This window comes from Chroococcus sp. FPU101, from assembly GCF_017312365.1.
Lineage (GTDB): Bacteria > Cyanobacteriota > Cyanobacteriia > Cyanobacteriales > Microcystaceae > Chroococcus.
Genome location: NZ_BLJI01000005.1, coordinates 52,442 through 74,411, shown reverse-complemented (window position 1 = coordinate 74,411; position 21,970 = coordinate 52,442). Strand labels below are relative to the sequence as shown.

General features: G+C 38.3%; 21 protein-coding genes and 1 pseudogene. 4 read left to right on the top strand and 18 right to left on the bottom strand.

Going from position 1 to position 21,970, the window contains the following annotated elements; translation table 11 throughout:
• The first annotated feature begins 14 nt into the window (after positions 1 to 14).
• Complete coding sequence (locus CFPU101_RS07490) at positions 15 to 728, top strand: YdcF family protein (protein ID WP_206814706.1); 714 nt, start codon at positions 15 to 17, stop codon at positions 726 to 728.
• A 27-nt stretch (positions 729 to 755) separates the two neighbouring features.
• On the opposite strand, the gene CFPU101_RS07485 is transcribed toward CFPU101_RS07490, so the two are convergent.
• The 3 genes from CFPU101_RS07485 to CFPU101_RS07475 form a co-directional block, all read right to left on the bottom strand.
• Complete coding sequence (locus CFPU101_RS07485) at positions 756 to 2,810, bottom strand: choice-of-anchor Q domain-containing protein (RefSeq protein ID WP_206814705.1); 2,055 nt, start codon at positions 2,808 to 2,810, stop codon at positions 756 to 758.
• 476 nt (positions 2,811 to 3,286) lie between these two features.
• Positions 3,287 to 4,618: an O-antigen ligase gene (locus tag CFPU101_RS07480; RefSeq protein ID WP_206814704.1), complete on the bottom strand. Its 1,332-nt coding sequence runs from the start codon at positions 4,616 to 4,618 to the stop codon at positions 3,287 to 3,289.
• 36 nt (positions 4,619 to 4,654) lie between these two features.
• Positions 4,655 to 5,491, bottom strand: coding sequence for a YaaW family protein (locus tag CFPU101_RS07475; protein WP_206814703.1), 837 nt, complete (start codon positions 5,489 to 5,491; stop codon positions 4,655 to 4,657).
• Between the two features lie 124 nt (positions 5,492 to 5,615).
• On the opposite strand from CFPU101_RS07475, the gene CFPU101_RS07470 reads away from it, so the two are divergent.
• Complete coding sequence (locus CFPU101_RS07470) at positions 5,616 to 6,659, top strand: NAD(P)/FAD-dependent oxidoreductase (protein WP_206814702.1); 1,044 nt, start codon at positions 5,616 to 5,618, stop codon at positions 6,657 to 6,659.
• Between the two features lie 42 nt (positions 6,660 to 6,701).
• On the opposite strand, the gene CFPU101_RS07465 is transcribed toward CFPU101_RS07470, so the two are convergent.
• From CFPU101_RS07465 to CFPU101_RS07435, 7 genes and pseudogenes are all read right to left on the bottom strand, one after another.
• Complete coding sequence (locus CFPU101_RS07465; protein WP_206814701.1) at positions 6,702 to 8,582, bottom strand: BRCT domain-containing protein; 1,881 nt, start codon at positions 8,580 to 8,582, stop codon at positions 6,702 to 6,704.
• A gap of 144 nt (positions 8,583 to 8,726) precedes the next feature.
• Positions 8,727 to 9,175: pseudogene (locus CFPU101_RS07460) on the bottom strand (SRPBCC family protein).
• Positions 9,176 to 9,179: 4 nt separating this feature from the next.
• Complete coding sequence (locus CFPU101_RS07455) at positions 9,180 to 9,695, bottom strand: ComEA family DNA-binding protein (RefSeq protein WP_206814700.1); 516 nt, start codon at positions 9,693 to 9,695, stop codon at positions 9,180 to 9,182.
• Positions 9,696 to 9,701: 6 nt separating this feature from the next.
• Positions 9,702 to 10,115: an NINE protein gene (locus tag CFPU101_RS07450; RefSeq protein WP_206814699.1), complete on the bottom strand. Its 414-nt coding sequence runs from the start codon at positions 10,113 to 10,115 to the stop codon at positions 9,702 to 9,704.
• Between the two features lie 147 nt (positions 10,116 to 10,262).
• On the bottom strand, positions 10,263 to 10,484 hold the full coding sequence (locus tag CFPU101_RS07445) for a hypothetical protein (RefSeq protein ID WP_206814698.1): 222 nt from the start codon (positions 10,482 to 10,484) through the stop codon (positions 10,263 to 10,265).
• 182 nt (positions 10,485 to 10,666) lie between these two features.
• Positions 10,667 to 13,954 (bottom strand): efflux RND transporter permease subunit, encoded by a 3,288-nt coding sequence (locus CFPU101_RS07440; protein ID WP_206814697.1) that lies wholly within the window; start codon positions 13,952 to 13,954, stop codon positions 10,667 to 10,669.
• Between the two features lie 120 nt (positions 13,955 to 14,074).
• Positions 14,075 to 15,559 carry an efflux RND transporter periplasmic adaptor subunit gene (locus CFPU101_RS07435; RefSeq protein ID WP_242577811.1) on the bottom strand — a complete coding sequence of 495 codons (1,485 nt, stop codon included), beginning with the start codon at positions 15,557 to 15,559 and terminating at the stop codon, positions 14,075 to 14,077.
• A gap of 157 nt (positions 15,560 to 15,716) precedes the next feature.
• Between CFPU101_RS07435 and CFPU101_RS07430 the strand changes: the two genes are divergently transcribed.
• The gene (locus tag CFPU101_RS07430) at positions 15,717 to 16,277 is read left to right on the top strand and encodes a hypothetical protein (protein WP_206814696.1); all 561 of its coding nucleotides are present in this window, start codon (positions 15,717 to 15,719) and stop codon (positions 16,275 to 16,277) included.
• Between the two features lie 56 nt (positions 16,278 to 16,333).
• Positions 16,334 to 16,642: a hypothetical protein gene (locus tag CFPU101_RS07425; RefSeq protein ID WP_206814695.1), complete on the top strand. Its 309-nt coding sequence runs from the start codon at positions 16,334 to 16,336 to the stop codon at positions 16,640 to 16,642.
• A gap of 72 nt (positions 16,643 to 16,714) precedes the next feature.
• Here the strand turns inward: CFPU101_RS07425 and CFPU101_RS07420 are convergent, their stop codons facing one another.
• The 8 genes from CFPU101_RS07420 to CFPU101_RS07385 all read right to left on the bottom strand — a co-directional run bounded on the left by CFPU101_RS07420 (position 16,715) and on the right by CFPU101_RS07385 (position 21,966).
• Positions 16,715 to 17,791, bottom strand: a complete 1,077-nt coding sequence (locus CFPU101_RS07420; protein WP_206814694.1) for a T3SS effector HopA1 family protein — start codon at positions 17,789 to 17,791, stop codon at positions 16,715 to 16,717.
• Between the two features lie 15 nt (positions 17,792 to 17,806).
• The gene (locus CFPU101_RS07415) at positions 17,807 to 18,955 is read right to left on the bottom strand and encodes a phosphotransferase (protein ID WP_206814693.1); all 1,149 of its coding nucleotides are present in this window, start codon (positions 18,953 to 18,955) and stop codon (positions 17,807 to 17,809) included.
• Positions 18,956 to 19,074: 119 nt separating this feature from the next.
• Positions 19,075 to 19,251, bottom strand: coding sequence for a hypothetical protein (locus CFPU101_RS07410; protein ID WP_206814692.1), 177 nt, complete (start codon positions 19,249 to 19,251; stop codon positions 19,075 to 19,077).
• A gap of 230 nt (positions 19,252 to 19,481) precedes the next feature.
• Positions 19,482 to 19,697, bottom strand: a complete 216-nt coding sequence (locus tag CFPU101_RS07405) for a hypothetical protein (protein ID WP_206814691.1) — start codon at positions 19,695 to 19,697, stop codon at positions 19,482 to 19,484.
• A 317-nt stretch (positions 19,698 to 20,014) separates the two neighbouring features.
• Positions 20,015 to 20,446 (bottom strand): nitrogen fixation protein, encoded by a 432-nt coding sequence (locus tag CFPU101_RS07400; protein WP_206814690.1) that lies wholly within the window; start codon positions 20,444 to 20,446, stop codon positions 20,015 to 20,017.
• Positions 20,447 to 20,480: 34 nt separating this feature from the next.
• Positions 20,481 to 20,714 (bottom strand): hypothetical protein, encoded by a 234-nt coding sequence (locus CFPU101_RS07395; RefSeq protein WP_206814689.1) that lies wholly within the window; start codon positions 20,712 to 20,714, stop codon positions 20,481 to 20,483.
• Positions 20,715 to 20,743: 29 nt separating this feature from the next.
• Entirely contained in the window at positions 20,744 to 20,887 is a 144-nt protein-coding gene (locus tag CFPU101_RS07390; protein WP_206814688.1) for a hypothetical protein, read from the bottom strand.
• Positions 20,888 to 21,225: 338 nt separating this feature from the next.
• Entirely contained in the window at positions 21,226 to 21,966 is a 741-nt protein-coding gene (locus CFPU101_RS07385) for a peptidylprolyl isomerase (RefSeq protein ID WP_206814687.1), read from the bottom strand.
• Positions 21,967 to 21,970 lie beyond the last annotated feature (4 nt).

Here is a 21,970-nt window from a genome sequence, read left to right as displayed (position 1 = left end):
GGCTAAAGTACACTGTGAAAAAGCAAAAATTAGATTTAAGTCGTCATTTATCATGGAAAGAAAAAACTAGACTATTTCGCTTTGTTTTGCTCGGTATTGTCGGATTTATTATCATTAGCCTTATTGTTAATTTAGCGATTCGACTTCCTCAAAATCAGACGCAAAGTGTTGATGGGATTTTGGTTTTAGGTGGCAGTGTGCAAAGAGAAATTTATGCGACACGGTTAGCAAATCAGTATCCTAGAATACCGCTTTTGATCTCTCAAGGGTCAAGAGAACCTTGTATTGTTGATTTATTTCGTTTTACGGCGGCTCGAAAAAACAATGTTTGGCTAGAAAAATGCGCTAATTCAACCTTTGAAAATTTCTTTTTTACAGTCCCTATTTTGAAAAGTTGGGGTGTTCATAAAGTAAAAGTTGTCACCTCACCGACTCATTTACCGAGGGCCCAATGGCTGGCCAAAATTCATTTAGGGGCGCAAGGTATCGCAGTCGAAATGGATATCGTAAGAGAAACTGGAATTCCAGGTAATAATGAATCATCGCTCAAGACAGCATTAGATATTGCTCGAAGTGTGATCTGGGGCGTTTTGAGTCAGATCATTAGACCCTATTGTTGGGATGTGACCGAGTTGTCAAAAGTGGATCTTAGTAATTGGACAGACCAAAATTATCAGTGTGAAAGCCGTCAGAGACTATATAAAAGAAAGCAGGGATTAGGGCTTTGACTTTGACCTCCTAATCCCTACATTCATTTAAGCAGTCGGACGACCTTCAGCAGCACCAAATAAGATATAGTGCTGTGTTGGGTCAATTTGTCCTGCTTGTGCAAACGGGATTAGATCTTGATTTGCGTTAAGATAGGCGTTGGGATCAAACGTGATTTGTCGTCCCTCCCCGCGTCCAGCCAACAGATAATGATTAGAAGCGGTTTCGATCTTAGCGGCATAATTTGTAATCGGTGCAAATGCGCTGATTAAGTCGATATAAGAGGCTAGATAGCGATCGCTTGAGAACAAATTAGGATTGCGATTTTCATAAAAACCACTCGTAATAAAGTGTTGGGTACCTGCGGCGATATTAGGGCCAAAAGCACCCAGTAAATCATCATAAGAATTCAAATAACGAGCAGGATCAAAGGCGGTTGTCGGACGATTTTCAACAAAACCATTATTGATATAGTGTAGAGTCGCGCCAGCACCATTCAATTGAAAAGCATTAATTAAGTCGCCACCTGTGACATAACTAGAAGCAGTATAACGAAATTCGTCAAAAGTATCTGTCGGACGACCTTCAAAACGACCCGCCGTTAAATAATGATTCGTCAAGACGGCTAAATCGTAGCCAGAGTTAATGTAAAAAGGAATTAAATCGACATTAGATGCGCCATAGGATATGGGCTCAAAGGCGAAAAATTCATACGCTCCTAAATCGATCACACCACCTGAAATCCTAGGATTTCCGACAATATCATTAATTAAAGTAGTGGGAACCGCACCATTATTACCGCGATTAATCGCTGGCGAATTCCCCTGTAAAGCTAAATTTCCCGATGCTGCATCAACAAAAACTGGATCGGCATCTAAATTTGAACTACCATCTGCATATCCACCTTGAACAAGGTTATTGTTGATCTGGCCAGTAATTTGACTGATAATTTGGCTATTCTGGGGTAGAGGTGCTTGATTGCCCCAAAAAATATTATTACTAACTACAACAAAACCTCGGTTTAAAATTGAACCCAGTCTAATTCCGCCACCTCCTGAATTTGGATTGGTTGGATCAACGTTGGACTGTGCGACATTATTACTAAAAGTACTGTTAATTATATTTGCGTTAGTAGCTGTCGTAAAAATTCCTCCACCGTTACCACCCGAAACATTGCGCTCAAACACTGAACCTATACTCGAAAGAACAGTTCTAAAAGCCCTAATTCCGCCTCCATCACTTCTAGAAGTATTCTGGCTGACCGTAGAATTGATCAGTGTTACTGTACCTGGAGTGTTATTATTAGCATCAGTGAACATTGCTCCACCAACACCACCACTGTTAGCAAGGAACACAACGTTAGTAAACTGAGCTACGCTACTGTTACTGTAAACTGCACCTCCTCGATCACGAGCATTATTAGCTGTAATGACGAGATTAGCAAAAGATACATTACTATTTTGAATAAAAATCCCACCGCCATCATCATTAGTGTTCTGCTGACTAGCATTACCTCCAGTGATCGTAAAGCCATCTAAAATAGCGTAATTAGGCGCATTAGTCGCAGAAACAACATGATAACTATTGTCTGATGTGTTGCCGCCAACCCCGATATCACCACTTAAAAAAGTAGCGTACGCTCCGACGTTTCTCTGTCTTCTTTCGGTTTCAAAACCACCAAATCCTCCATAAATCTCGATGCCATCTTTCAGCGTGAAGGTGGCATTGCGATCGCCTATTCCAGACGGCACATAAACGCCAGTAGATACCCAGATTTCACTCCCAAACGGTGCGATACTAATTGCTGTTTGTAAGTCGCCAAGCGGATCAGCCCAAGATGTTCCCGAACCCCCTGCACCTTGTCGTACATAAATAATTGGACTACCTTGAATGGAGATGTTGTTGGTTGTAGCTAGGGGTAACACTTCAACATTGGAAATTTGAGTGGCGGTAAAGTTGATCGCTTGTCCTACTGTTGGTGTTGTGATGATGGGATTAATTTCTGAGTCTTGAGTTTCTGGTTCTTGAGTTTCTGGCTCGGATCTATCTAAAAAGCTTGAGTTATCATAGAGAATTGTCGATGAATCATCAATTAATAACATTATTAATCTCTCCTTGCTATATTTTTGGTGAGTTTTGTGTTGTTGGACTTGCTATTCATTCAGTCAGTGAACAATCATTTATTTTTTAGTGCAGTATACCTTTAAAAAAGGGTAAAATTAGTAAATTGACCAAAATCTGACTCGATAGCCAGCAAGTTTTCCGCATAAATCATAACATGGTCTTAAATTTTTGATTGGGCTTAAAATCAGTCAATATCTTTCATTTTTTATTCATTTATTAAAATGATGTTTCAGCAGCAGCTAATACCATTTTATAAAAGCTATGCAGGAGATAATTAACTGACCTCACCCTCAGTCCTCTCGACAATATAAAAATATTCCTGATAGTTCTCCATCATATGAAGTAGGGGATAGGGAGCAGTAAAAAGAAAGTAAAGACAACTCTTACGACCAGAGAAAAATAGTATCATTTCGATTTGATCTAAATTTACTAAGATAATTAATAAGTTTTTAGTTTAATACAAATTTTCCTGATTAACTTCCTGATTTTTGTAATTTGAGATAAAATTTTCTGATGAAAGTACAATTCCCGTGATAGCCGCTAAAATTAACCAGCCGAAAGTATTGGCTTTGCCATCAAATACACTCAGATCAAAACAGTTAAATAAAATTGCTTCACTAAAAGCGAGTAAATAAGTAAATAACATCAGTTGACCTGAATAATTTTTAACCGTAGATAAAGAACAAAGTTTTAAATATAAAAGAACACCTTTGAAAAGAATCCAACCTACCCAGCTACAGAATAAAATCGTGCCAATGATCCCTATTTCCCCTAAAAACATCAAGAATAAATTATGAGGATGCCCTAACCATAATTTCATTTGTGCTTTATACATTGGGCTAAAGTTGCGGAGTCCCCAACCCGTTAACGGACGATCTAACATCATTTGTCCTGCAAATTTCCATTGTGTGGTTCTGAGTAAGGCATAAGGACGTTGATAGAGTTCATCGGATAATCTTGCCCAAAAATAAGCAGGAACAATTTGACGAAAACCCTCTTTAAGCGGACTTGGCCCCCAAGAAGCAATCGCTATACTACTCGCTAGTACAGCACAAATTGCCACAAGTGATCGCCATCCTAAGTACAGGGCAAAAACCACACAGGCTAAAAACGCCAGTCCCCAAGCATTTCGAGAATTAGTCAGCAGAAGACCGACACCATTACTTAATACAGTTGAACCTACAAAAATTAATAAAGCCCGATTTTTTGAAGACGGTTGAAAAAGCCACTGTTGGTACAGATCGAGGGTTAAGCCAATTCCGATAATAAACACCATTAAAAAATAAAAGGCCAAAATATTAGCATACATAAACACAGAAGACATTCGACCCACTGGATCACCATAGGGTGGCAAGTCGGCACTGATAATAGGATCGAGTGCAGGGGGAACACCCCACCCTAAAAATAATTGTCCTACACCGAGCCAAAAAACAGCTACAGAAGGGATGACCAATTGCCAAGCTAATTGTCTTAGATGAGAGGGCGTTTTTATCAGATCACTCACACTCATAAAGACGAGAAAAAAGGGGAAAAAATTCCCTAACCCCAAAAACGCATCAAGAGGACGTGGCGACACAATACAGGTGAAAATTAACCAAAGACTGACGACACCAAAAGTCTTAATAATTGGCTGTTTAATAATCCTAAAAAAATGTTGACGCAGTATTTGTATTGTTGCAATCAATAATCCTAAACCACCTAATTCAGGGATAAGCGGAAAAACAAAAACCGCCGCTTTAACTAATCTCCATTCCCACTGACTACTGTTTTGACTCGTCTGCGCCATAAAGGCAAGCCCCTAGTCTCTTTTTGACTTTGCTTATTATACAGGCTCCCAGCATTCCTCCTCAGAGCGAGTCAGGCGAATTTGAGCTAAGGCAAAAATGGCAGGAATAATTCGGCTATAGTTGGTTGAAATGGCTTTCCAACCGACATCGGCGATAAACCAGCCCCACAAAACTGGCCCCACAAAACTAAAGATTGTCCGAACTGTACCATAACGCGCTGCCGTCATCATCATGCCGCGTTCTGCGGTGTTGATGGCTAATTGACTGGCGGCCCTTGTACTACCACCCAGTAAGGCGGTTTGGGCGGCTTGATAACGGGCAAAGTGTAGGGCAAATTGTTCGGCTGTACTTTTGAGAATCAAGGGTTTCAGTATCGAGTTAACAGCAAAAGCACTACTACCTTTAAGAACCACATTGACGGGGTTATGTTGCAATTGAACGGGTAAGGGTTCAGGTAAATTAGATTCAGCTAATGAACGTTGAATTTTGACTGAAAGGCTTTGTTGTTCAGATGCGGGCAACCGTTTCCAAGCTTTACCAATTAAGTTAAGAAAGATTTCGGCTTCGATATCTGTAGTGGGCATTTGATTAGAGTAAGGAATTTTTAGATAATGACAGACTCTAATTAAAGCTTGTCGATAACTAACGGCTGCTGTTTTTCCTTTTAAAACCGTTATGCCATCTGCTGCCAGATAACGGAAACGTTTTTCAATCGCATCTAGCCAAGCATCCCATCCTTGACTTTGTACTTCAATCGGATCAGGTGTTTGTAGGTAATCTAGGGGATTAAAGCGACGGCTAAATAACAGTTGAGTTAGCTGTTGTAGTTCTTCTTCTGTGGCTAACTCTAAAACAGACCTGAGTTCATCCAATTTTTTTTCCTCCACAACCCCAAACCTTTTTAGTTTCTCTCAACTATTCTAATATTAGTGGTTTAAGATTGCGTAGCTTTTATCCAAGCAATTATCAGATTTAATTGACATTTAAGGTGATTGAATGACGAACCAAGTATATGATATCGCGATCGTAGGTGCGGGCCTTGCGGGGCTAACCTGTGCCAAACGGCTACAAGATTTAGGTTTTGGTGTGGTAATTTTAGAAAAATCACGCGGAGTAGGAGGGCGAGTTGCAACACGACGTTTACAGGATACTTGGGCGGATCATGGTTTACCTTATCTCTCAATTCAAGGAAATTTGACTGAGCAATTAGTACAAAATCTTTGTCAACAAAATATCTGTCATCCTTGGCTTGATGAGATTTATCAATTATCTCCTTCTGGTGAAATTCAATCTTATAGTACAAATTCGGCTTATGTTTCTGCTACGGGAATTAATGCGATCGCTAAATTTCTGGCAACTGATTTAGAGATTTGGCGATCTTGTCGAGTCTTTAAGCTAACACTTACGCCGTCTCAAACTTGGCAACTAAACTTAGAAACAGATACCAACTCTCCCCATGTTGTTGAGGCTAAAATTGTTGTTTTAGCGATTCCTGCACCCCAAGCTTTGATGTTACTTGAAGCATCTACTCTTAAAAATCTGCCACCCTCATTTTTACATGATCTAGCTTCTGTTGAGTTTGATCCTTGTTTAGCTGTGATGGCAGGTTATGATACTCAAAACCCCTTTGATTTAGCTCAATGGCAAGGTTTAAGAATTGCTCAAAATCCTGATGTATCTTGGGTGTGTTTAGAAAGTAGTAAACAAACTAATTCTGAGCTACCTATTGTTATTTTTCATAGTACGGCTTCTTTTGCTCAAACTTATCTAGATATTTCTAATTTAGAGATTGCAGGACAACATTTATTAGATAGTGCGTCACAACTTTTATTTCCTGAATTAAATTCTCCTTTGTGGTTTCAAGTTCATCGCTGGCGATATGCTTTACCGCTATCTTCTTTATCAGTTCCTTGTTTAGTAACGACTGAGCCTTTACCTATCGTTTGTTGTGGGGATTGGTGCGGCGGAAATTTAGTAGAAAGTGCGCTACATTCAGGTTTTACAGCGGCTGATAAGGTGATCAGAAATTTATTACTATAAAAAATGAGGGTTTGGCAACCAAACCCCTACATTTAGATTTAATTAATTTAAAGAGTCTACTATTTCTAAAAATTTGGATTCTGACCAAATTGTTAATCCCATTTTTTGAGCTTTTTTCAATTTATCACCAGGCGATTTACCAACGATTACATAATCTGTGGTTGAACTAGGTGAACTATTCATTTGTCCCCCTGCTTTTTGAATAATCTCTTTAACTTGTTCTTTGTTTAATTTAGTCAATGTTCCCAACAAAACAACATTTTTACCCGATAATGAGATTTCTTCGGACTCATTTTTGACTTCCGCAGTTTTCTCGGTTTTTTCAATCGGTTGAGTGTCTTCTGCTACGGTGACAGGATTTGGTTCTGGTTCTGTAACTTCTTCTGTTTCAATGGGTTGAACCGTTTCTACAGTTTCTGTTTCAGTCGGTTGAATGTCTTCTGCTACGGTGACAGGATTTGGTTCTGATTCTGTAACTTCCTCTGTTTCAATGGGTTGAACCATTTCTACAGTTTCTGTTTCAGTCGGTTGAATGTCTTCTGAAACTATTTCAGCTTCAATTGTTTCGTCATCGTCGGAACTTTCTGTTACTGTTTCTGAGGCAATTTCTTCTAAATTGCTTGGTTTTTCTTCGGAAATAACTGGCGTTTCTAATGCTTTAACTTGATTTTGTAATTCATTAATTTGAGTTTGAGCCATCGACAAGTTAGACTTTAAACTTGAATTGTGCTGCTGAAATTCTTGAAGTTGATTTTCTAAATCTTGAGTTTTTGCTGTAACGGTTTTTAGCTGTGTATTAAGTTCTGCTTTTTGCTGTTCGAGTTCCTCAATTTGATTTTGTACAGCATTAATATTCGCTAATCTTGTTTCTAAACCTTGATTGACTTTTTGCAGTTCTTGTGCTTCTATTTCAAGAGTTTTAACTTTTTCTTGTACTGAGTTTAAATGTTGGGTTAATTCAGTTTTTTCTTGTTCGAGTTCTTGAATTTGACTTGGTAAATTACTTGAGGAAGCAATTTGATTTTCTAATTTTGTTTGGAGTTGTTGTAAATCTTTTAATTGAGTTTGTAAAGATTTATTCTCTGTTTGTAAATCTTCTAATTTCTGAGAAGAACTAATTTTTTGTTGTTCTAATTCTTTAAGCTGAGTTGCTAAATCGTTTTTTTCTTGTTGTACTTCCTGTAAATTCGTTTCTAGAGTTGACACTTGATTTTGTGCTGTGGCAAGCTGTTGAAAAACATCAGATTTTTGCTGTTCTAATTCTTTAATCTGTGCTTGTATAGCATTTAATTGGTTAACTTGATTGGCTAAATCAGTTTTTTCTTGTTGTACTTTCTGTAAATTGATTTCCAGATTTGTCACTTGACTTTGTGCTGTGACAAGTTGTTTAGAAGCATCAGATTTTGAACGCTCTAATTCTTTGATTTGAGCTTGAATGACAGTTAATTGACTAACTTGATTAACTAAATCGATTTTTTCTTGTTGTACTTTCTGTAAATTGGCTTCTAAGGTTGTTAGTTTACTTTGTGTTGTGTTAAGTTCTTTGTCTAAATCAGATTTTTGCAATTTGGTCTGATTCGCAGTTTCATCCAGTTGTTGTAATAATTGCTTTTTATCTTCTTCTAAACGATGAAGTTGTGTATTAAAACTAATAATTTCTTGCTGTACGTCGTCCAAATCTTGAGCAAGCCTAATTTTATCTTGTTCTAAGTCTGTAGCGGTTTCTTGGGCTTGATTTAAGTTAAATTCAAGTTGTTTAACAATTCCTTGTAGTTGTTTTTTTTCTTCAATCCAAGCTACTTGATTAGTTTGATTTTGAGAATCATTTCCTGTTATTTTTTTGTTTCTATTGCGTAGAATAGCCGCAAATCCAATAAATGTTGCAACTGCTCCTATGCCTTCGTATATAATTTCGTTACTCATGTTTAACTCTCCTAATACAGCAAAAATAACAAGAAAATTTTAAAACTACTTCTCGTTTTATGAGGCGATGCTACTATCTACCTATCTTTCTACTTATATCAGTTAATGTACTCACTCTCTGCGAATAATAATTAAGATATTGTCTTATTTTTGTTCGCATTCTTGTTGAGTTACTTGATGACGATAGCGAAACATATCTTCTAAACGAGAATTAACCCACCAATGAAGTAAAGATTCTGTAATCTCGCTGCCGATGAGTTCATATTCTATTATATCGGTTAAGCGGGTCTGTCCGTTTTCGGTTTGAAACTGATGGCGATGTGTCCAAGACTGCATAGGGCCTTCAATTTGTTGATCGACAAATAGTTGATAGGCGATACACTCAGTATGACGGGCTACCCAACGAACGGAATAAAACCTATCCAAAGCCGAAATTCTGAAATCGCCCCAACTCCTAGACCTCCCTCTCTACGGATGATTTCTACTGGTTGCCAAGGTGGGGTCAGTATTTGCAGAATATCTGATCTTTCGTGAAATTTCCAAACGGTTTCCACTGGTGCATTAATCAGACTCGATAATTCAAAACGTAGCATAATTCTAAAACTGGAGATAGTGCATCAGTTGGGACATCATTTGACCATCTAATTCTAAACGCTGTTGAAAGTCAACTAAGTTTTGATATTTTCCGTATTCTTGACGTTGAATGATGATTTTTTCGGCAAGTCGCGGCGTAACTAAAGGAATGTCTAATAACTGTTCAAGGGTAGCGGTATTCGGGTTGAGTCTTATTGGAGTCAAGAAACTTTCGGAATGATAATAATTAAATTCTAGAATGGGTTCTAATGGTTTGAGACGTTGAAGAGAAAGATTTAAGGCGGCTGATAGATCTTCAATCGATAGTATTTCTACCCCGTTACTGATTAATTGGACGAGCATTTTAGCTTGATGGATAGATATTCCAGGTAATCTAAGCCAATCATCGACGTTTGCTTGATTGACGTTGATTTTGATTCCTAATGTGGCTGCGATCGCAATTTCTTCAAAGGTTTGAAATCGATAATAAGGATCATTAATAATTTTCTGTTGTAGCGTTCTTTGAGTCAACCAGCCCATACATATTTAACTTATTTTGTCAAGAATATGACGACGTTTTTGTTCAAATTCGTATTCTGAAATGAGTCCATCTAATCGCAATTGATCTAATTCTCGCATTGCTTGGGCAATTGAGCCGATTTGATAACTCGGTTCAATTGCTGTGGTTCGATGAGTAGTGGGTAAACTCAGATTGAATTTTTGAGCGAATTGTTCTGAATCTTGAATCAAATAGAGGACAACATCGATCGCACAGGCAATCCGAGGGATCGGCGTTTGCCATAATAATAAGTAGATAATACCCCACACGGGTTGACCTAAATAGAATTTATGTAAACCCGCAATCGGAAACGGCAGCGATAAAACGGTACCCAGTAAAGCAATAACGATCGCTACTTTTCGACTTTTTGGTAAATTCATTAAATCTGTTAAAGTCGCCATCTATCTAATGATTCATTCTTATTGATTAGTTAATCGTTCACTGATCAAACTTTTCTTAATTTAGCAAAGAGTGTCTAATCAGATTGACTAAAAAAAGTGAATCTAGTTCCCGTGCCTAAGACTGATGAATTTTTGAGTAGTATTAAATTATTTCAATCGATCAGTATCACTATAATCGTCAGCATTTTCTTGTTTTTGCTGCATCATCATTGATGACGTTGCACCTACAACAAAACCCAGAGAGGCACCCCCAACGACGATCACGTGTTTTCTTAATTCCCTTTGTGAAATATGGGCTAAAGCAATACCAATCATCGCCCCAATCAATGCCGCAACTACTCCCGAAAAAAGAGCAACTTTTAAATTCATGACATTTTTACCCAAAAGTGTATTTTCATTATCACAATTTTGTCATAAACGAACTTAAATTCTTACAATTTGTAGCATTTTGCTTAGAGAAATACAAATGAGTAAACCAGTAACACCACAGTTAGAGTAAAAAGAATGTGATTCATCCAATCATCAAATGTCCAATTTTTAAACATATTTATTTACTCATTTTGCAAGGGAACGTTAAGAGTTGTAATTTCTTTTTCTTTTGGTTGCGTGGGTGGTTTTGGTGGTTCTTTAGAACGAGATTGAGGAGGTTTACCACCTTTTCCGCCATTCAATATATTGTGTTCAAAAGTTTTGATCACGATATACAAAATCGGGACTAACAACATACTCAAAACAGTTGCTAGAGCCAATCCGCCAAAAACGGCTGTTCCAAGTGACCATCGGCTGACTGAACCTACACTAGACGCAGATAACAAAGGTGCAAAACCCACTAATCCAGAAATCGCCGTCATCAGAATCGGTCGAAAGCGTTCACTTGCTGCATAAACTGCCGCTTGGGGAATACTCATCCCCAGTGCTAAAGATTGATTAGCAAATTCTACGATTAGAATGGCGTTTTTAGCTGCTAGACCAATGAGCATAACTAACGCCACCTGAGCATACATATTATTATCGAGAATCGGCCAAATCCCGCTTGTTTGGACAAAGGTTGCTCGTAACCAAATCATCCCTAACGCGCCTAAAATCGATAGCGGAACCGTCAGCATAACAATCAGGGGATCGATGTAACTTTCATACTGAGCGGCCAAAACGAGGAACGCCATCACAAAAGCTAAACCGAATACAATCGGTGCTGCACCTGCTGAGGCTCTTTCTTCATAAGCTGTATTAGTCCACTCAAAGCCAAAGCCAGGCTGTAATGTCTCTTGTGCGACTTCTTCCATCACTTGAATCGCTTGTCCAGAACTAAAACCCGGGGCGGGAGTAGCGTTGATTTTAATCGCTGGATAGGTGTTGTAATTGGTTAAAATCGGCGGATAGGTTGTTGGTGTCGCTGTAACAATATTGCTCAATTGAATCAGTCCGCCATTTAAGGAACGCACATAGACCCGATTTAGATCTTGAGGATTAGCGCGTTCATCTGTATCCGCTTGGACAAACACCCGATAAAGCCGCCCATCCAACACAAATTGATTAACAAAGTTGGAACCAAAGTAGGTTTGTACTGTTCTGAGAACTTCATTAAAAGCTACATTTTGCGCTTTAACTTTTTCGCGATCGATATTAATCTCTAACATCGGGCTATCGAACGTGAAGGTGGTAAAAGCTCTGGCAATTTCGGGTCTTTGATTAGCCGCCGCCATGAGCCGCCGCGTATTATCGATTAAAGCCTCCATCCCTCTCGATTGTCTGTCTTGAATGTACATTTCAAGACCGCCGAAACTACTCAAACCATCAACAGCAGGTGCATTCACCGCAAAAACTCTAGCCTCACTAATTTCTCTAGCAAAACGTTGATTAAGCTGTTGAATTATACCAAATGCAGAATTTTCTGCCCCTGGGCGTTCACTCCATTCAGATAGTTTGACGAAAACTACGGCTTTGTTACTATTAGCACCATCAAAGGAAAATCCCGTTAATGCTACGACTGATTCGATATTTTTCTCGCTATTTGGCAGTGATTGAGCGATTTTAATCACTTTTTCCCCTACCTTGGCTGTGTAGCCTAAAGATACGCCAGGGGGTGCTTCGACAATAACGGGTAAATAGCCTTGATCTTCTTCTGGGATAAAACCTTGTGGGAGTCCCACATAAATTAAGTATGTTCCGATTAAACCACCGATAAACAACACCATCATTAAATATCGGATCTTTACGAAAAATTCGATCAAGCCTGTGTATCGGTTTTTAAACCAATCAAAACTGTGGTTGAACTTTCTAAAAAAAATGGCTAAAGGCCCATGTCCCTGAGTTCCTGGACGCAATAAAATCGCCGACAACGCGGGTGAGAAGGTTAGCGCATTGAGGGTAGAAACTAAGATTGAAAAGACAATCACCATCGCAAACTGTGTATAGACGATGCCTGTCGTTCCTGGGAAAAAAGTTACGGGAATGAACACAGCCAATAAAACTAAAGTGGTTGAAATGATTGCCCCAAATAGTTCTTCCATTGCGTCAATTGATGCCTGTAGAGGTCGCATCCCTTGAGCTAACTTATTAGAAACCGCTTCAACAACAACGATCCCGTCATCTACAACTAAACCTGCTGCTAAGACCAAAGCAAATAAACTCAACTGATTTAGTGAGAATCCAAACGCCTTTAAGCCAATCAAGGCACCAATTAAAGATATTGGAATGGCAAGGGCTGGAATCAATGTAGTCCGCCAATCTTGGAGGAAAATAAAGATAATTAAAATAACCAGTCCGATCGCTTGAGCGAGGGTAATTGCTAGATCTTCGAGTGAAGCCGTAATAAACAGAGTATTATCAACCGTCACATCTACTTCTAAGCCAGGTGGGAAACTTTCTTGTAACTCGGCCATTTTGGCTTTAATGGCATTGGCTGTATCTAGTGCATTTGTTCCAGGTAATTGATAGATAACTAAAGTTACACCTGGTCTACCATCAACCGATGCTTGCGTGACGTAAGTATTACTTCCTAATTCGGTTCGTCCAACATCCCTAATTCTAGTTAAAGAGCCGTTGTTACCGACTTGAATCACGATATTATTCGCCTCTTCTTCCGTCCTGAAGCGTCCCACCATTCGTAAGGGGATTTCAAACTGTTGGTCAGTGGGTGCGGGATTAGATCCGATGCGTCCTGCTCCTACCTCAAAATTCTGCTCTTGTATGGCACTAACAACATCGCTTGCTGTAAGTCCTCGGGCAGCTAGACGAGAGGGATCGAGCCAGATCCGCATTGCGTAAGTATCTCCGCCAATCATCGCCAAGCTTCCTACGCCATAGATTTTTCTGATCTCGTTCCAGATGAAGCGATCAATATAGTTATTGATAAATATTGGATCGTAGAGATATTGACCATTCTCCCCTTTGTCTGAAAAGAAAGAGTACACCAAAGTAAAACTAGGTGATTGCTTCTCGGTCGTTACACCTGTTTGTTGTACAACAGAAGGAAGGTTAGAATTTGCTTGACTGACCCTATTTTGGACGGATACTTGAGCGATATCGACATCTTTTTCCACTGGAAAAGAAACATTAATCGTTGCTTCTCCATAGTTGCTCGTATTAGATCCCATCCATCTGGCATCTTCTACCCCATTAACTTCCCGTTCAATAACTGTCGTCACGTTATCAAGGGTTGTCTTAGCATCGGCACCAATGTAGTTAGCTGATACAGTGACTTGTTGCGGGGCAATTTGCGGCAATTTGTCAAGAGGTAAAAGAGCGAGGCAAATCATTCCGAGCAGTATCGTCACAATACTGATAACTGTTGTCAGAACAGGTCGTTTAATAAAAGCGGTTGAAATGGAGAAAATCATAATATTTTATTAAAAGTAAATAAAGATGATCATCGATATATAGCGTTATCCAATTATTGAGTAGAACTGATCAAGCATCTTAACCTGCTCCAATTTAAAAAAAGTGATTTTAGAACACATTTATGGTTTAACAGCTTGTTTTTGTCCCACAGATTCATCGATGATCGCACTCCCATTTCGTAAATCTAAGAGTCGCGTTAGTACGATTTTTTCACCAGGATTCACGCCGCTTAAAACTTGATAAGCTTGCCCTTGAATGGTTCCGACAGATATGGGTTTTTGTCTTGCGACTAAAGTTTCTTTGCCATCATCAGTTTTGTTATTTTCTGCGACGAAAACAAATTTCTGTCCCCCCAAACTGGTAATAGCAGTCGTTGGGACTAAAACACCTGGTTTTTCATCCCAGATCACTCGCACTTTGACATATTGATCATCTCGTAAACTGCCATCGTTGTTAAAAGTAACTTTAGTTAAAATTGCTTGTGTGTTTTGATCGACTGTCGGCGAAATAAAGGTAATCCGCCCTCTGACGCCCTTGTTAGTTTTTTGGTTAACTGCTTCTACAGGTAAACCAACACGAAGCTGATCTCGATATTCTGTCGGAATATAAATATTAAGATTAAAGGCTCCGTTATTAGTCATTGTGGTCAACACTTGACCCGTATTTAAAAAATCTCCTACTTTGTTCCGATTAAAACTGCCCACAACACCAGCAATGGGAGCTTTTAGGGTTGTGAATGCTAAATCTTGACCCACTGAGGAAAGTTGAGCTTGAGCTTGACTCACACTTGCTCTTTGACTGTTCACACCTGCTGCGGCACCGCTAACCTGTTGATTGGCGGCGGCTACGTTTTTGACGGCGTTATTATAAGCTTCTTGTGCGGCGTTGAGTTGCGCTTTGGCTTCATCTCTTGAGGCGATCGCTGCTTCTTTTTGTTTACGTCTTGAATCTACATTAGCTCTGGCTACGGCTAAGGCACGAGAGCGATCATCGAGATCCTGTGTAGCTTGCGCTCCTTCTTTGACTAGAAAAACAGCCCGTTCATAGTTTTTTTGAGCCAGAGCGACATTCGCCAAAGATTCTTGAAGATCTGCTTCTCGGCTACTGATTTCGGCTTCTCTATTCAATAAACTGGCTTTGGCTCCAGCAATATCAGCTTGACGTTGAGCGATCGTCGTTTGTGTGGCATCTCTCTCGGCCTGTCGTTGTCTTAGTTGGGCTTCTGCGTTGGTGAGATTAGCTTTAGCAATGTTCACTTGTCCGACTGCTGCATTAACATTGTCTCTTTGTTGATCGGGTTCTAACTCTGCAATGGGTTGACCTTGCCTAACTTGGGTGCCTTCCTGGACATAAATTTTAGAAATGCGTCCACTGGTTTTAAAGGCTAAATTAACTCTTTGTACGGCTTCTAAGGTACCGACATATTCACTACTAACGATTAAATTATCATCTTTTAGCGTTTGTAGTTTAACGGGTACAGCTTGTGGCCCTGTGGCTCTTTTTTCGGGTTCGCTACAAGCAGTCACTAGCAATGATGTGGCGATGGTCAAACTGACTAGAGGATTAGAGATTGAACGCAGCATACGATGTGTTGATAGTAGCATTATGATTAATTGTTATAGCAGATTTTTATAGCTTAAGTTAGATGACAAAATCTGTAACTTTCATTAAATATTGTCTTGGCCCATGACTACCTAATCTTATACTATTCAGTGTGTGTGTAACTTGTATAATATTAATTTTTGTTGAGGAGTTGAGTTAATGTTTGGTCATCGACTACTGTCTGGTTGTTTAACATTTTGTTTACTCAATGTTAGTTTTCCGAATTTGCCGATCATCGCTTCGCCACTTCAATCTTCTAATTCTCAAATGGTAGCCCAAGCTACTAATAAAATTACTGAAGCAGCCATTCTTAAAATATTAGAAGATTTGAAAGCAGCCAGAGAAAAAGAAGATATTGACGGAATGTTAAAATACATTGCGCCTTTTGCTTATACAGAAGTGACCGTACAAACTGACTCTGGACGACTCACGGTTAATGTACAAGGTCTTGAGGAGCATCGTGATTTATTAACAAAAGCGGCTCAATTTAGAAATGCGAGTACAACGCTAAATGAATCAGCAGAAGTAGATATCTCTACTGATGGAAATTTTGCGATCGCTACTCTTAATACTACAGACCAGATCACCACTTCTCAAGGTTCAACGGTTTTGACTTCTGGTACTGATATCCTTAGATTTGGCATGGTCAATAATCAACCGATGATCGTTTCTGCTACTCTAAATGGTTGGTTATCGGTTCTGCCTGCTAATGCCAAATAAATTTTGAACAAATCCTTGACTGCAATTTATTTAATGTACAAAATTTGAGGTGTTCTATGAACAAAATTACTGCAATTAGTTTAAGTACTTTAACTGCTTTAGGTGCGGGTTCAGCCTTCTTTACGGCTCCTGCAAGTGCCAATTTTGGTAATTTTATGCTCGGTGCTGGTGTAGGTGCGGGTTCAGCAATATTAATTAATAACTCCCAAAACCAAAGAAGACAAAGATACGGTTTTGTCCCTCCAGAACAAGAATTTACTAGAGGTCGGCAAGATGGTTTTAATGGGGCGAAATATGATAATCCTCGTAATTCACCTGATTATACTCGTGGATTTCAAGAAGGTCTACGCATGAGAAGAGGCTAGAAAACAGTAAACAGTAATCAGTCAATAAAACTTGCATACTGATTACTGGTAACTGATGATTGATGACCCAATTCATAAAACGCTTAAAGGTAAGTAAATATCCTCAGAATCAGCATTTAAAAAAGGACATTCTAATTTAATACCGAGGGATGAGAACTGTTCGAGGATTGAAGCTAATCGATGCTCAGGTGAAGATTCTCTTTTGTACCAAGATTGTAACAGTCCATTTGCAATCATTTGACAGCGATTCATGCCAAAACTTTCTTGTTTGGTAAATTTATAATCAGGTTCCTCGGCTAATGCTAACCCTAGTGCAAGTGGCTTCGTAAACAAAGGGATTTGTTCTCGAAAGTAGATCTGATTTTCTAGATAAACGGTTTGTAAGACTTGTCTGACAGTTGGATAGTAACTACGCTCAAAGTAGAGAACCCCTGAGTCATAGCGTTGATATTCATCTGGACTATACAACACCTTAAAGCTAAAAGGAATTTTAAGATCGTTTAAGTGCTGTGTCAGGCTATCCATCACCGCAACGGCTCCCTCTGCGATTAAATGGAAGTAGATGCGAACCGTCACACTATTAGCCTGTGGTTGATTTCTCTCATCAGTTCCAGCGTTACCAACAGCCACATAGAAACCATTCTGCATCAGATTTTTCGGCATTCGGATCGCAACAAGATCACCGACAGCCGATTGTGGATTGATAAGATGATACGCTCGCTCAATATGCAGTGTTAGTCCTTTTTTAGTAACTGCTAAAGTTCCATCACTTTCTTCTTGCACCACCAGCCAACCTGAGTCAAAATATCCTTGACCATGATTACTTTGATGTAAATGATCGTAAAATTCTAAATCAATCCCTAGTAGCGTATTGTTTTCTGTATTAGATTTAGGGGTTAAAGTTGATCGCATCGAACCATTGTAATAGACACCATAGAGAAAGCTTTGTAATTGTAGATTGAGATACTTATGTTTTAGTTCAACTGGGATGCGTTGAAAATAGGTAACTGCTTTTTCAGGTAATTCAAGCGTTTGATACTTGGGATGACGAATGCAGAAGTTAGACTGAATTTCAACCTGACTGGCAATGTCTTGCAGAGTTTCCACTAGATGAGGAGAAATTTTAGAATCAATATTAAGTAATTGCATAGTAATGAGTTCCTACTAAATAGATAAACAACTATTAGCGATCAGTTCTGATTCAGATTGGCCGAATACAGTAGAAATAGATTGGACGGGATTGCACAGTAAGCTTTTAGCAACTTGTAGGGTACAGATTCCTGTATTATTGAAAGCTTTTTGATACTGAATGGTGGATTGAATTTGTTGAATCAAAGCAAGACCTGTAAATTGTATGACTCTGTGTAAGAAATCTGATTGAGAAGCTAAAATTTGAGGAAACTGCTTTAAGTATGCAACTGTCAACGCTGCGATCAATGGTTGAAGTTCCTCTAAGGGAATCATCGCTAAACGCAGAGATTCTTCAAGATTAATGCTGGTGCTAACCACCAGACTACCTAACCAAAGACCTAAATAGCTGGCGATTAAAGTTCCTAAATCAAATGCTGGATCACCCCAACTACAACGCTCCCAATCTATTAATCGTATAGGTTCTAGCGAAGTTTGTTCCCAGTTTACATGAAGTAGGATGTTATTTAACTTGAGATCGTTATGAACCAAGCAACAAGGATTAAAAGCATTAGTTGTCAAATCTGCGATCGCTTGAGTAAGGCTGTTATAACGTTGATATAGGCTAAAAAATTTGAGAATATCAGCCGAATAATGGCCAAATATTTCGGGTGTGAGTCGTCCTAGTGTCCAAAAAGGTTTAGAAGTGTCATTAGAAATATCTTTTTCAAAGAAATTTTGATACGCTTGATGCTCAAACGTCGTGCGATGAATTGTTGCTAAGAGAGTTCCGATTAAAGTAGCGATCTCTGTATCAAAGTTTTTTTCTTGAGCATAAAATTCAGATAGATCACAATAGTCATCAAAATATTTAAGAACAATTACTGAATCATCTACATTAAAATGAAGAATCTCTGGAAAAAATGAACGAATCTGATTGAGTTCACTAAACTGTTCTAAAAATTCATGAAATCGCCATTCATTAACCAGTTCGCCCCTTGTTTTCTTTTTATTAGGTCGTTCTTGTTTAACCAGTAGTTTTCTAGCATTAGATAATTCCAACAACAAATTAAAATTTTTCGCCGTTTTTAACTCGACTTGTCCTAAATTTAGTTCTGCTTGTGTACAAAGTCCTTGCTGAACTAAGTAGTCGAAAACATTTTGAGTGTTTAATACAAATTCCATTGTTAATCCTTTTGATTATTTGAAACAAGATAATTGAAGTTGCCGCCATACAAATACATTTAATAAAACAAATGTTGTGAGTATGACGACAAATGCCAACCAAAACAGTGAGTAGAATTTTAGCAACCAAACATAGCTGAACAAGTAATTACGCCAGCTACACCTGCTATGTACATCCACATTCCGCCGTGAATTCCTAATTCTTCACTTTCATCTAAATCATTTAGATAGCTTTCTGAGTTAGAAAATAAGTCAGAACCAGTGGGGTTTAAATTATTAATTTGGATACTAGCCATTTTTAATCATCTCCTAAATAAATCTATTTAATTTAGTTTTATAAAAAATAAAGCGATTATTCAAGAGTCTAAAACTGCTTTTTTAGACTTAAATAAATGAGTTAGGTCTTAAATCAATTAATTATCATTAAAAAAATCGCTATCTCAAGAAAAATAGAAATAGCGATCGCTTGAATTTAAACTAGAATGTTCATCAACTAATAACAACTGTTGTTATTTTGTATGTTCATTTAGATGCTACATTTTGCACTACTGTAATAGAGTGCAGCACCAGCAAAGCCAACTGTAAAGGCACCTAACGTAGCCGTTGCTGCTCCTAACCACCAAATCGGTAGACCACCTTGAATATTTTGTTCTGTATCTGTTAAGTCATTCAAATAACCTTCATCATCAGAAAACAGATTTAAACCAGTAGGTTGTAAGTTAGAAATTGTGATACTAGACATTGTGATTTCTCTCCATTTGTTAATTGATTGTGAGCTTTTCACTCAACTAATTTAGTTATACAATAAATCATTATAAAAAACAGAATTTAACTTTAAATAATCAGATATATCTAAATTATTTTAGTCTAAACATTTACAGTTTTTAAAAAAATAATACCATTTCTTTTTAAGAAGACAATAGATTGTAGGGCTTTGGTAATCAAACCCTTAGGATGTGTAGTCAGTATTTATAGATTTGGTATAAAAATAGCAAAAAATGATCGCTATTTCAGTTTGACCTGAGTAAGCGATCATTATTATTTAAACTAAAAGATATGCTAGACCGTTGGTGCTGCCGCTTGACGCATTTGTGCAGACGCAGAATAGTTATCTGTGATTACTTGGGGACAACGCATACAGGCCGCTTTTCCTTCTTGTTGCCACCATCGACAGTCTTTACGGATAGAACAAGGTGGAAGTTGTTCGGTTACAGTCGGTAATTGTTCGACAATTCGCTTCGCCAAACGACAGTCTGTACCGTCAAAATGCTGACACCCCAGAGCCGCACAAGGGGCCGCCGTCCGCAGAATTTCAGTTGGTGTGACTGGTGCAGACATGGCTATCAAATCATTTGTAATCGGTTGAGACTGAGGTAAGTACGTTACATGAGGTTTATCTACCGTTCCACCAATGACCCCAAATACGACGCTTTCGGGTAATTCGGGCCGCGCACTGGGACAAAGGGTTTTTTGAGCAGTAGTAGTATCCATATATTAAGCCTCAGCTAACTTGAGCAAAAATTGTCTAAGCGACTTCTTGTCCAGGTATCGGAAAATAGCCTGCAATAATTGGCGTTTTCACCACAGGAACGGATGCACCTGAAGTCAGTCCGCCCATAATTGCACTGGTTTCATCATCTGACAAAGTTGTTAACGATTCTTCTGTTTCTTGAACTTGATTCCGTCGTTCTACAGCATTAGAAATAGCGTCGGTGATCAAATCAGAAAGTTCAATTTGGTTTCTATGTTTGGCTTGCATTTTCTTTTCCTCTAAATTTGTTAGTGTGGTTAGTAATTAAGTAAATCTGTGGGTGGTAAGACTACAATCACATCTGCTCTTTTGATTTTGAGTCCTCCCATTATTGCTCTAACTTCTTTCTCGGATAAAGTTGTTAAAGTCTCGTCAGTTTCAAGAATTCGTTTTTTGAACATCTTATTTTCCTTTAATAGGGTTAGTAGATTCATAATTTAATTACTAAGCTTTTAGTAATTAATTTTATTTTCTATCAATAAATTTGAAATTACAAGAGTAATAACTGAATTTATCAGCACTAAATAAACTAATTATGTCTTAATTTTTAGTGATTTTTTCTATTAAACTAGATTTATAAATTGGAAGATTTTATAACTCTGCGTGCTTTATTCACTAATACCAAATTCATAAATACTGACTACATATCGTAAGGGTTTGGTCACCAAAATCCTACAAGTTATCTGTTGTTCTAGTTTTCATTTATTTTGCAGTAATTAAGTCCAAAATTAGATATTCTTCAAAAATTACTGATTAAAATTGCTTCATATTGCTTGATTTGTTCTTGTAGCCAATTAGAAAAAAGAGTAGACAGAATTTGGTGACGCAAAGTTAAATTTAACTGTGGTTGAATGATTTCTTCAACAAAAATTAGATGAACGCCTTGTGCAGTAATAATAGGTTTAAGTAATTGTGGGGGGGAGGAGGCAAAAACAGCAGCAGAGATCTCTGGTTTAAGATCACTACGATGCAGTAAACCGCGATATCCACCTCTACGACGTAATTCTAAATCTTGCGTATACTCACGGCTGATTTGATAAAACTCTAATTCCTTTTCTTGCAGTGCGTAAAACAGTTCTAGAGCTAGATCAGGATCATCTAAAATGACTTCATAAATAACAACCTGAGTGTAGTTCAGTTGATGTTCTATAAAAAAGGGTTCAACTTGATCTGTAAATAAGTGATGAGCTAATTTGGTCGACAGAAGAGTCGTATATACCATTTCTTCAAACTCATCTAAAGATAAATTCTGTTTTTGCAGCCATGTCCAAGTATCCTCAGTGCGGTGGAGGTTGTTGGCGACTCGAATGGTATCTGCGGCTTGCTGTAGTTCTTCCGTTTCGATTTTTAGACCTGCTGTAGCGGCGGCTGTCGTAATAACTTGACGTGCTACGATCGCATTAAGAATTTCTGGAAGTTGGCTTGAGAGTTTGACTTGATGGATAATTTCGTCGTGAGAAACAGAAAGAATTTTAGACATAATA

Excerpts from the sequence above, each read along its gene's own strand:
- CFPU101_RS07485 (WP_206814705.1), bottom strand. The coding sequence starts at position 2,810 with ATGTTATTAATTGATGATTCATCGACAATTCTCTATGATAACTCAAGC.
- CFPU101_RS07480 (WP_206814704.1), bottom strand. The coding sequence starts at position 4,618 with ATGGCGCAGACGAGTCAAAACAGTAGTCAGTGGGAATGGAGATTAGTT.
- CFPU101_RS07470 (WP_206814702.1), top strand. The coding sequence starts at position 5,616 with ATGACGAACCAAGTATATGATATCGCGATCGTAGGTGCGGGCCTTGCG.
- CFPU101_RS07465 (WP_206814701.1), bottom strand. The coding sequence starts at position 8,582 with ATGAGTAACGAAATTATATACGAAGGCATAGGAGCAGTTGCAACATTT.
- CFPU101_RS07455 (WP_206814700.1), bottom strand. The coding sequence starts at position 9,695 with ATGGGCTGGTTGACTCAAAGAACGCTACAACAGAAAATTATTAATGAT.
- CFPU101_RS07450 (WP_206814699.1), bottom strand. The coding sequence starts at position 10,115 with ATGGCGACTTTAACAGATTTAATGAATTTACCAAAAAGTCGAAAAGTA.
- CFPU101_RS07445 (WP_206814698.1), bottom strand. The coding sequence starts at position 10,484 with ATGAATTTAAAAGTTGCTCTTTTTTCGGGAGTAGTTGCGGCATTGATT.
- CFPU101_RS07440 (WP_206814697.1), bottom strand. The coding sequence starts at position 13,954 with ATGATTTTCTCCATTTCAACCGCTTTTATTAAACGACCTGTTCTGACA.
- CFPU101_RS07435 (WP_242577811.1), bottom strand. The coding sequence starts at position 15,559 with ATGCTACTATCAACACATCGTATGCTGCGTTCAATCTCTAATCCTCTA.
- CFPU101_RS07430 (WP_206814696.1), top strand. The coding sequence starts at position 15,717 with ATGTTTGGTCATCGACTACTGTCTGGTTGTTTAACATTTTGTTTACTC.
- CFPU101_RS07425 (WP_206814695.1), top strand. The coding sequence starts at position 16,334 with ATGAACAAAATTACTGCAATTAGTTTAAGTACTTTAACTGCTTTAGGT.
- CFPU101_RS07420 (WP_206814694.1), bottom strand. The coding sequence starts at position 17,791 with ATGCAATTACTTAATATTGATTCTAAAATTTCTCCTCATCTAGTGGAA.
- CFPU101_RS07415 (WP_206814693.1), bottom strand. The coding sequence starts at position 18,955 with ATGGAATTTGTATTAAACACTCAAAATGTTTTCGACTACTTAGTTCAG.
- CFPU101_RS07410 (WP_206814692.1), bottom strand. The coding sequence starts at position 19,251 with ATGGCTAGTATCCAAATTAATAATTTAAACCCCACTGGTTCTGACTTA.
- CFPU101_RS07405 (WP_206814691.1), bottom strand. The coding sequence starts at position 19,697 with ATGTCTAGTATCACAATTTCTAACTTACAACCTACTGGTTTAAATCTG.
- CFPU101_RS07400 (WP_206814690.1), bottom strand. The coding sequence starts at position 20,446 with ATGGATACTACTACTGCTCAAAAAACCCTTTGTCCCAGTGCGCGGCCC.
- CFPU101_RS07395 (WP_206814689.1), bottom strand. The coding sequence starts at position 20,714 with ATGCAAGCCAAACATAGAAACCAAATTGAACTTTCTGATTTGATCACC.
- CFPU101_RS07390 (WP_206814688.1), bottom strand. The coding sequence starts at position 20,887 with ATGTTCAAAAAACGAATTCTTGAAACTGACGAGACTTTAACAACTTTA.
- CFPU101_RS07385 (WP_206814687.1), bottom strand. The coding sequence starts at position 21,966 with ATGTCTAAAATTCTTTCTGTTTCTCACGACGAAATTATCCATCAAGTC.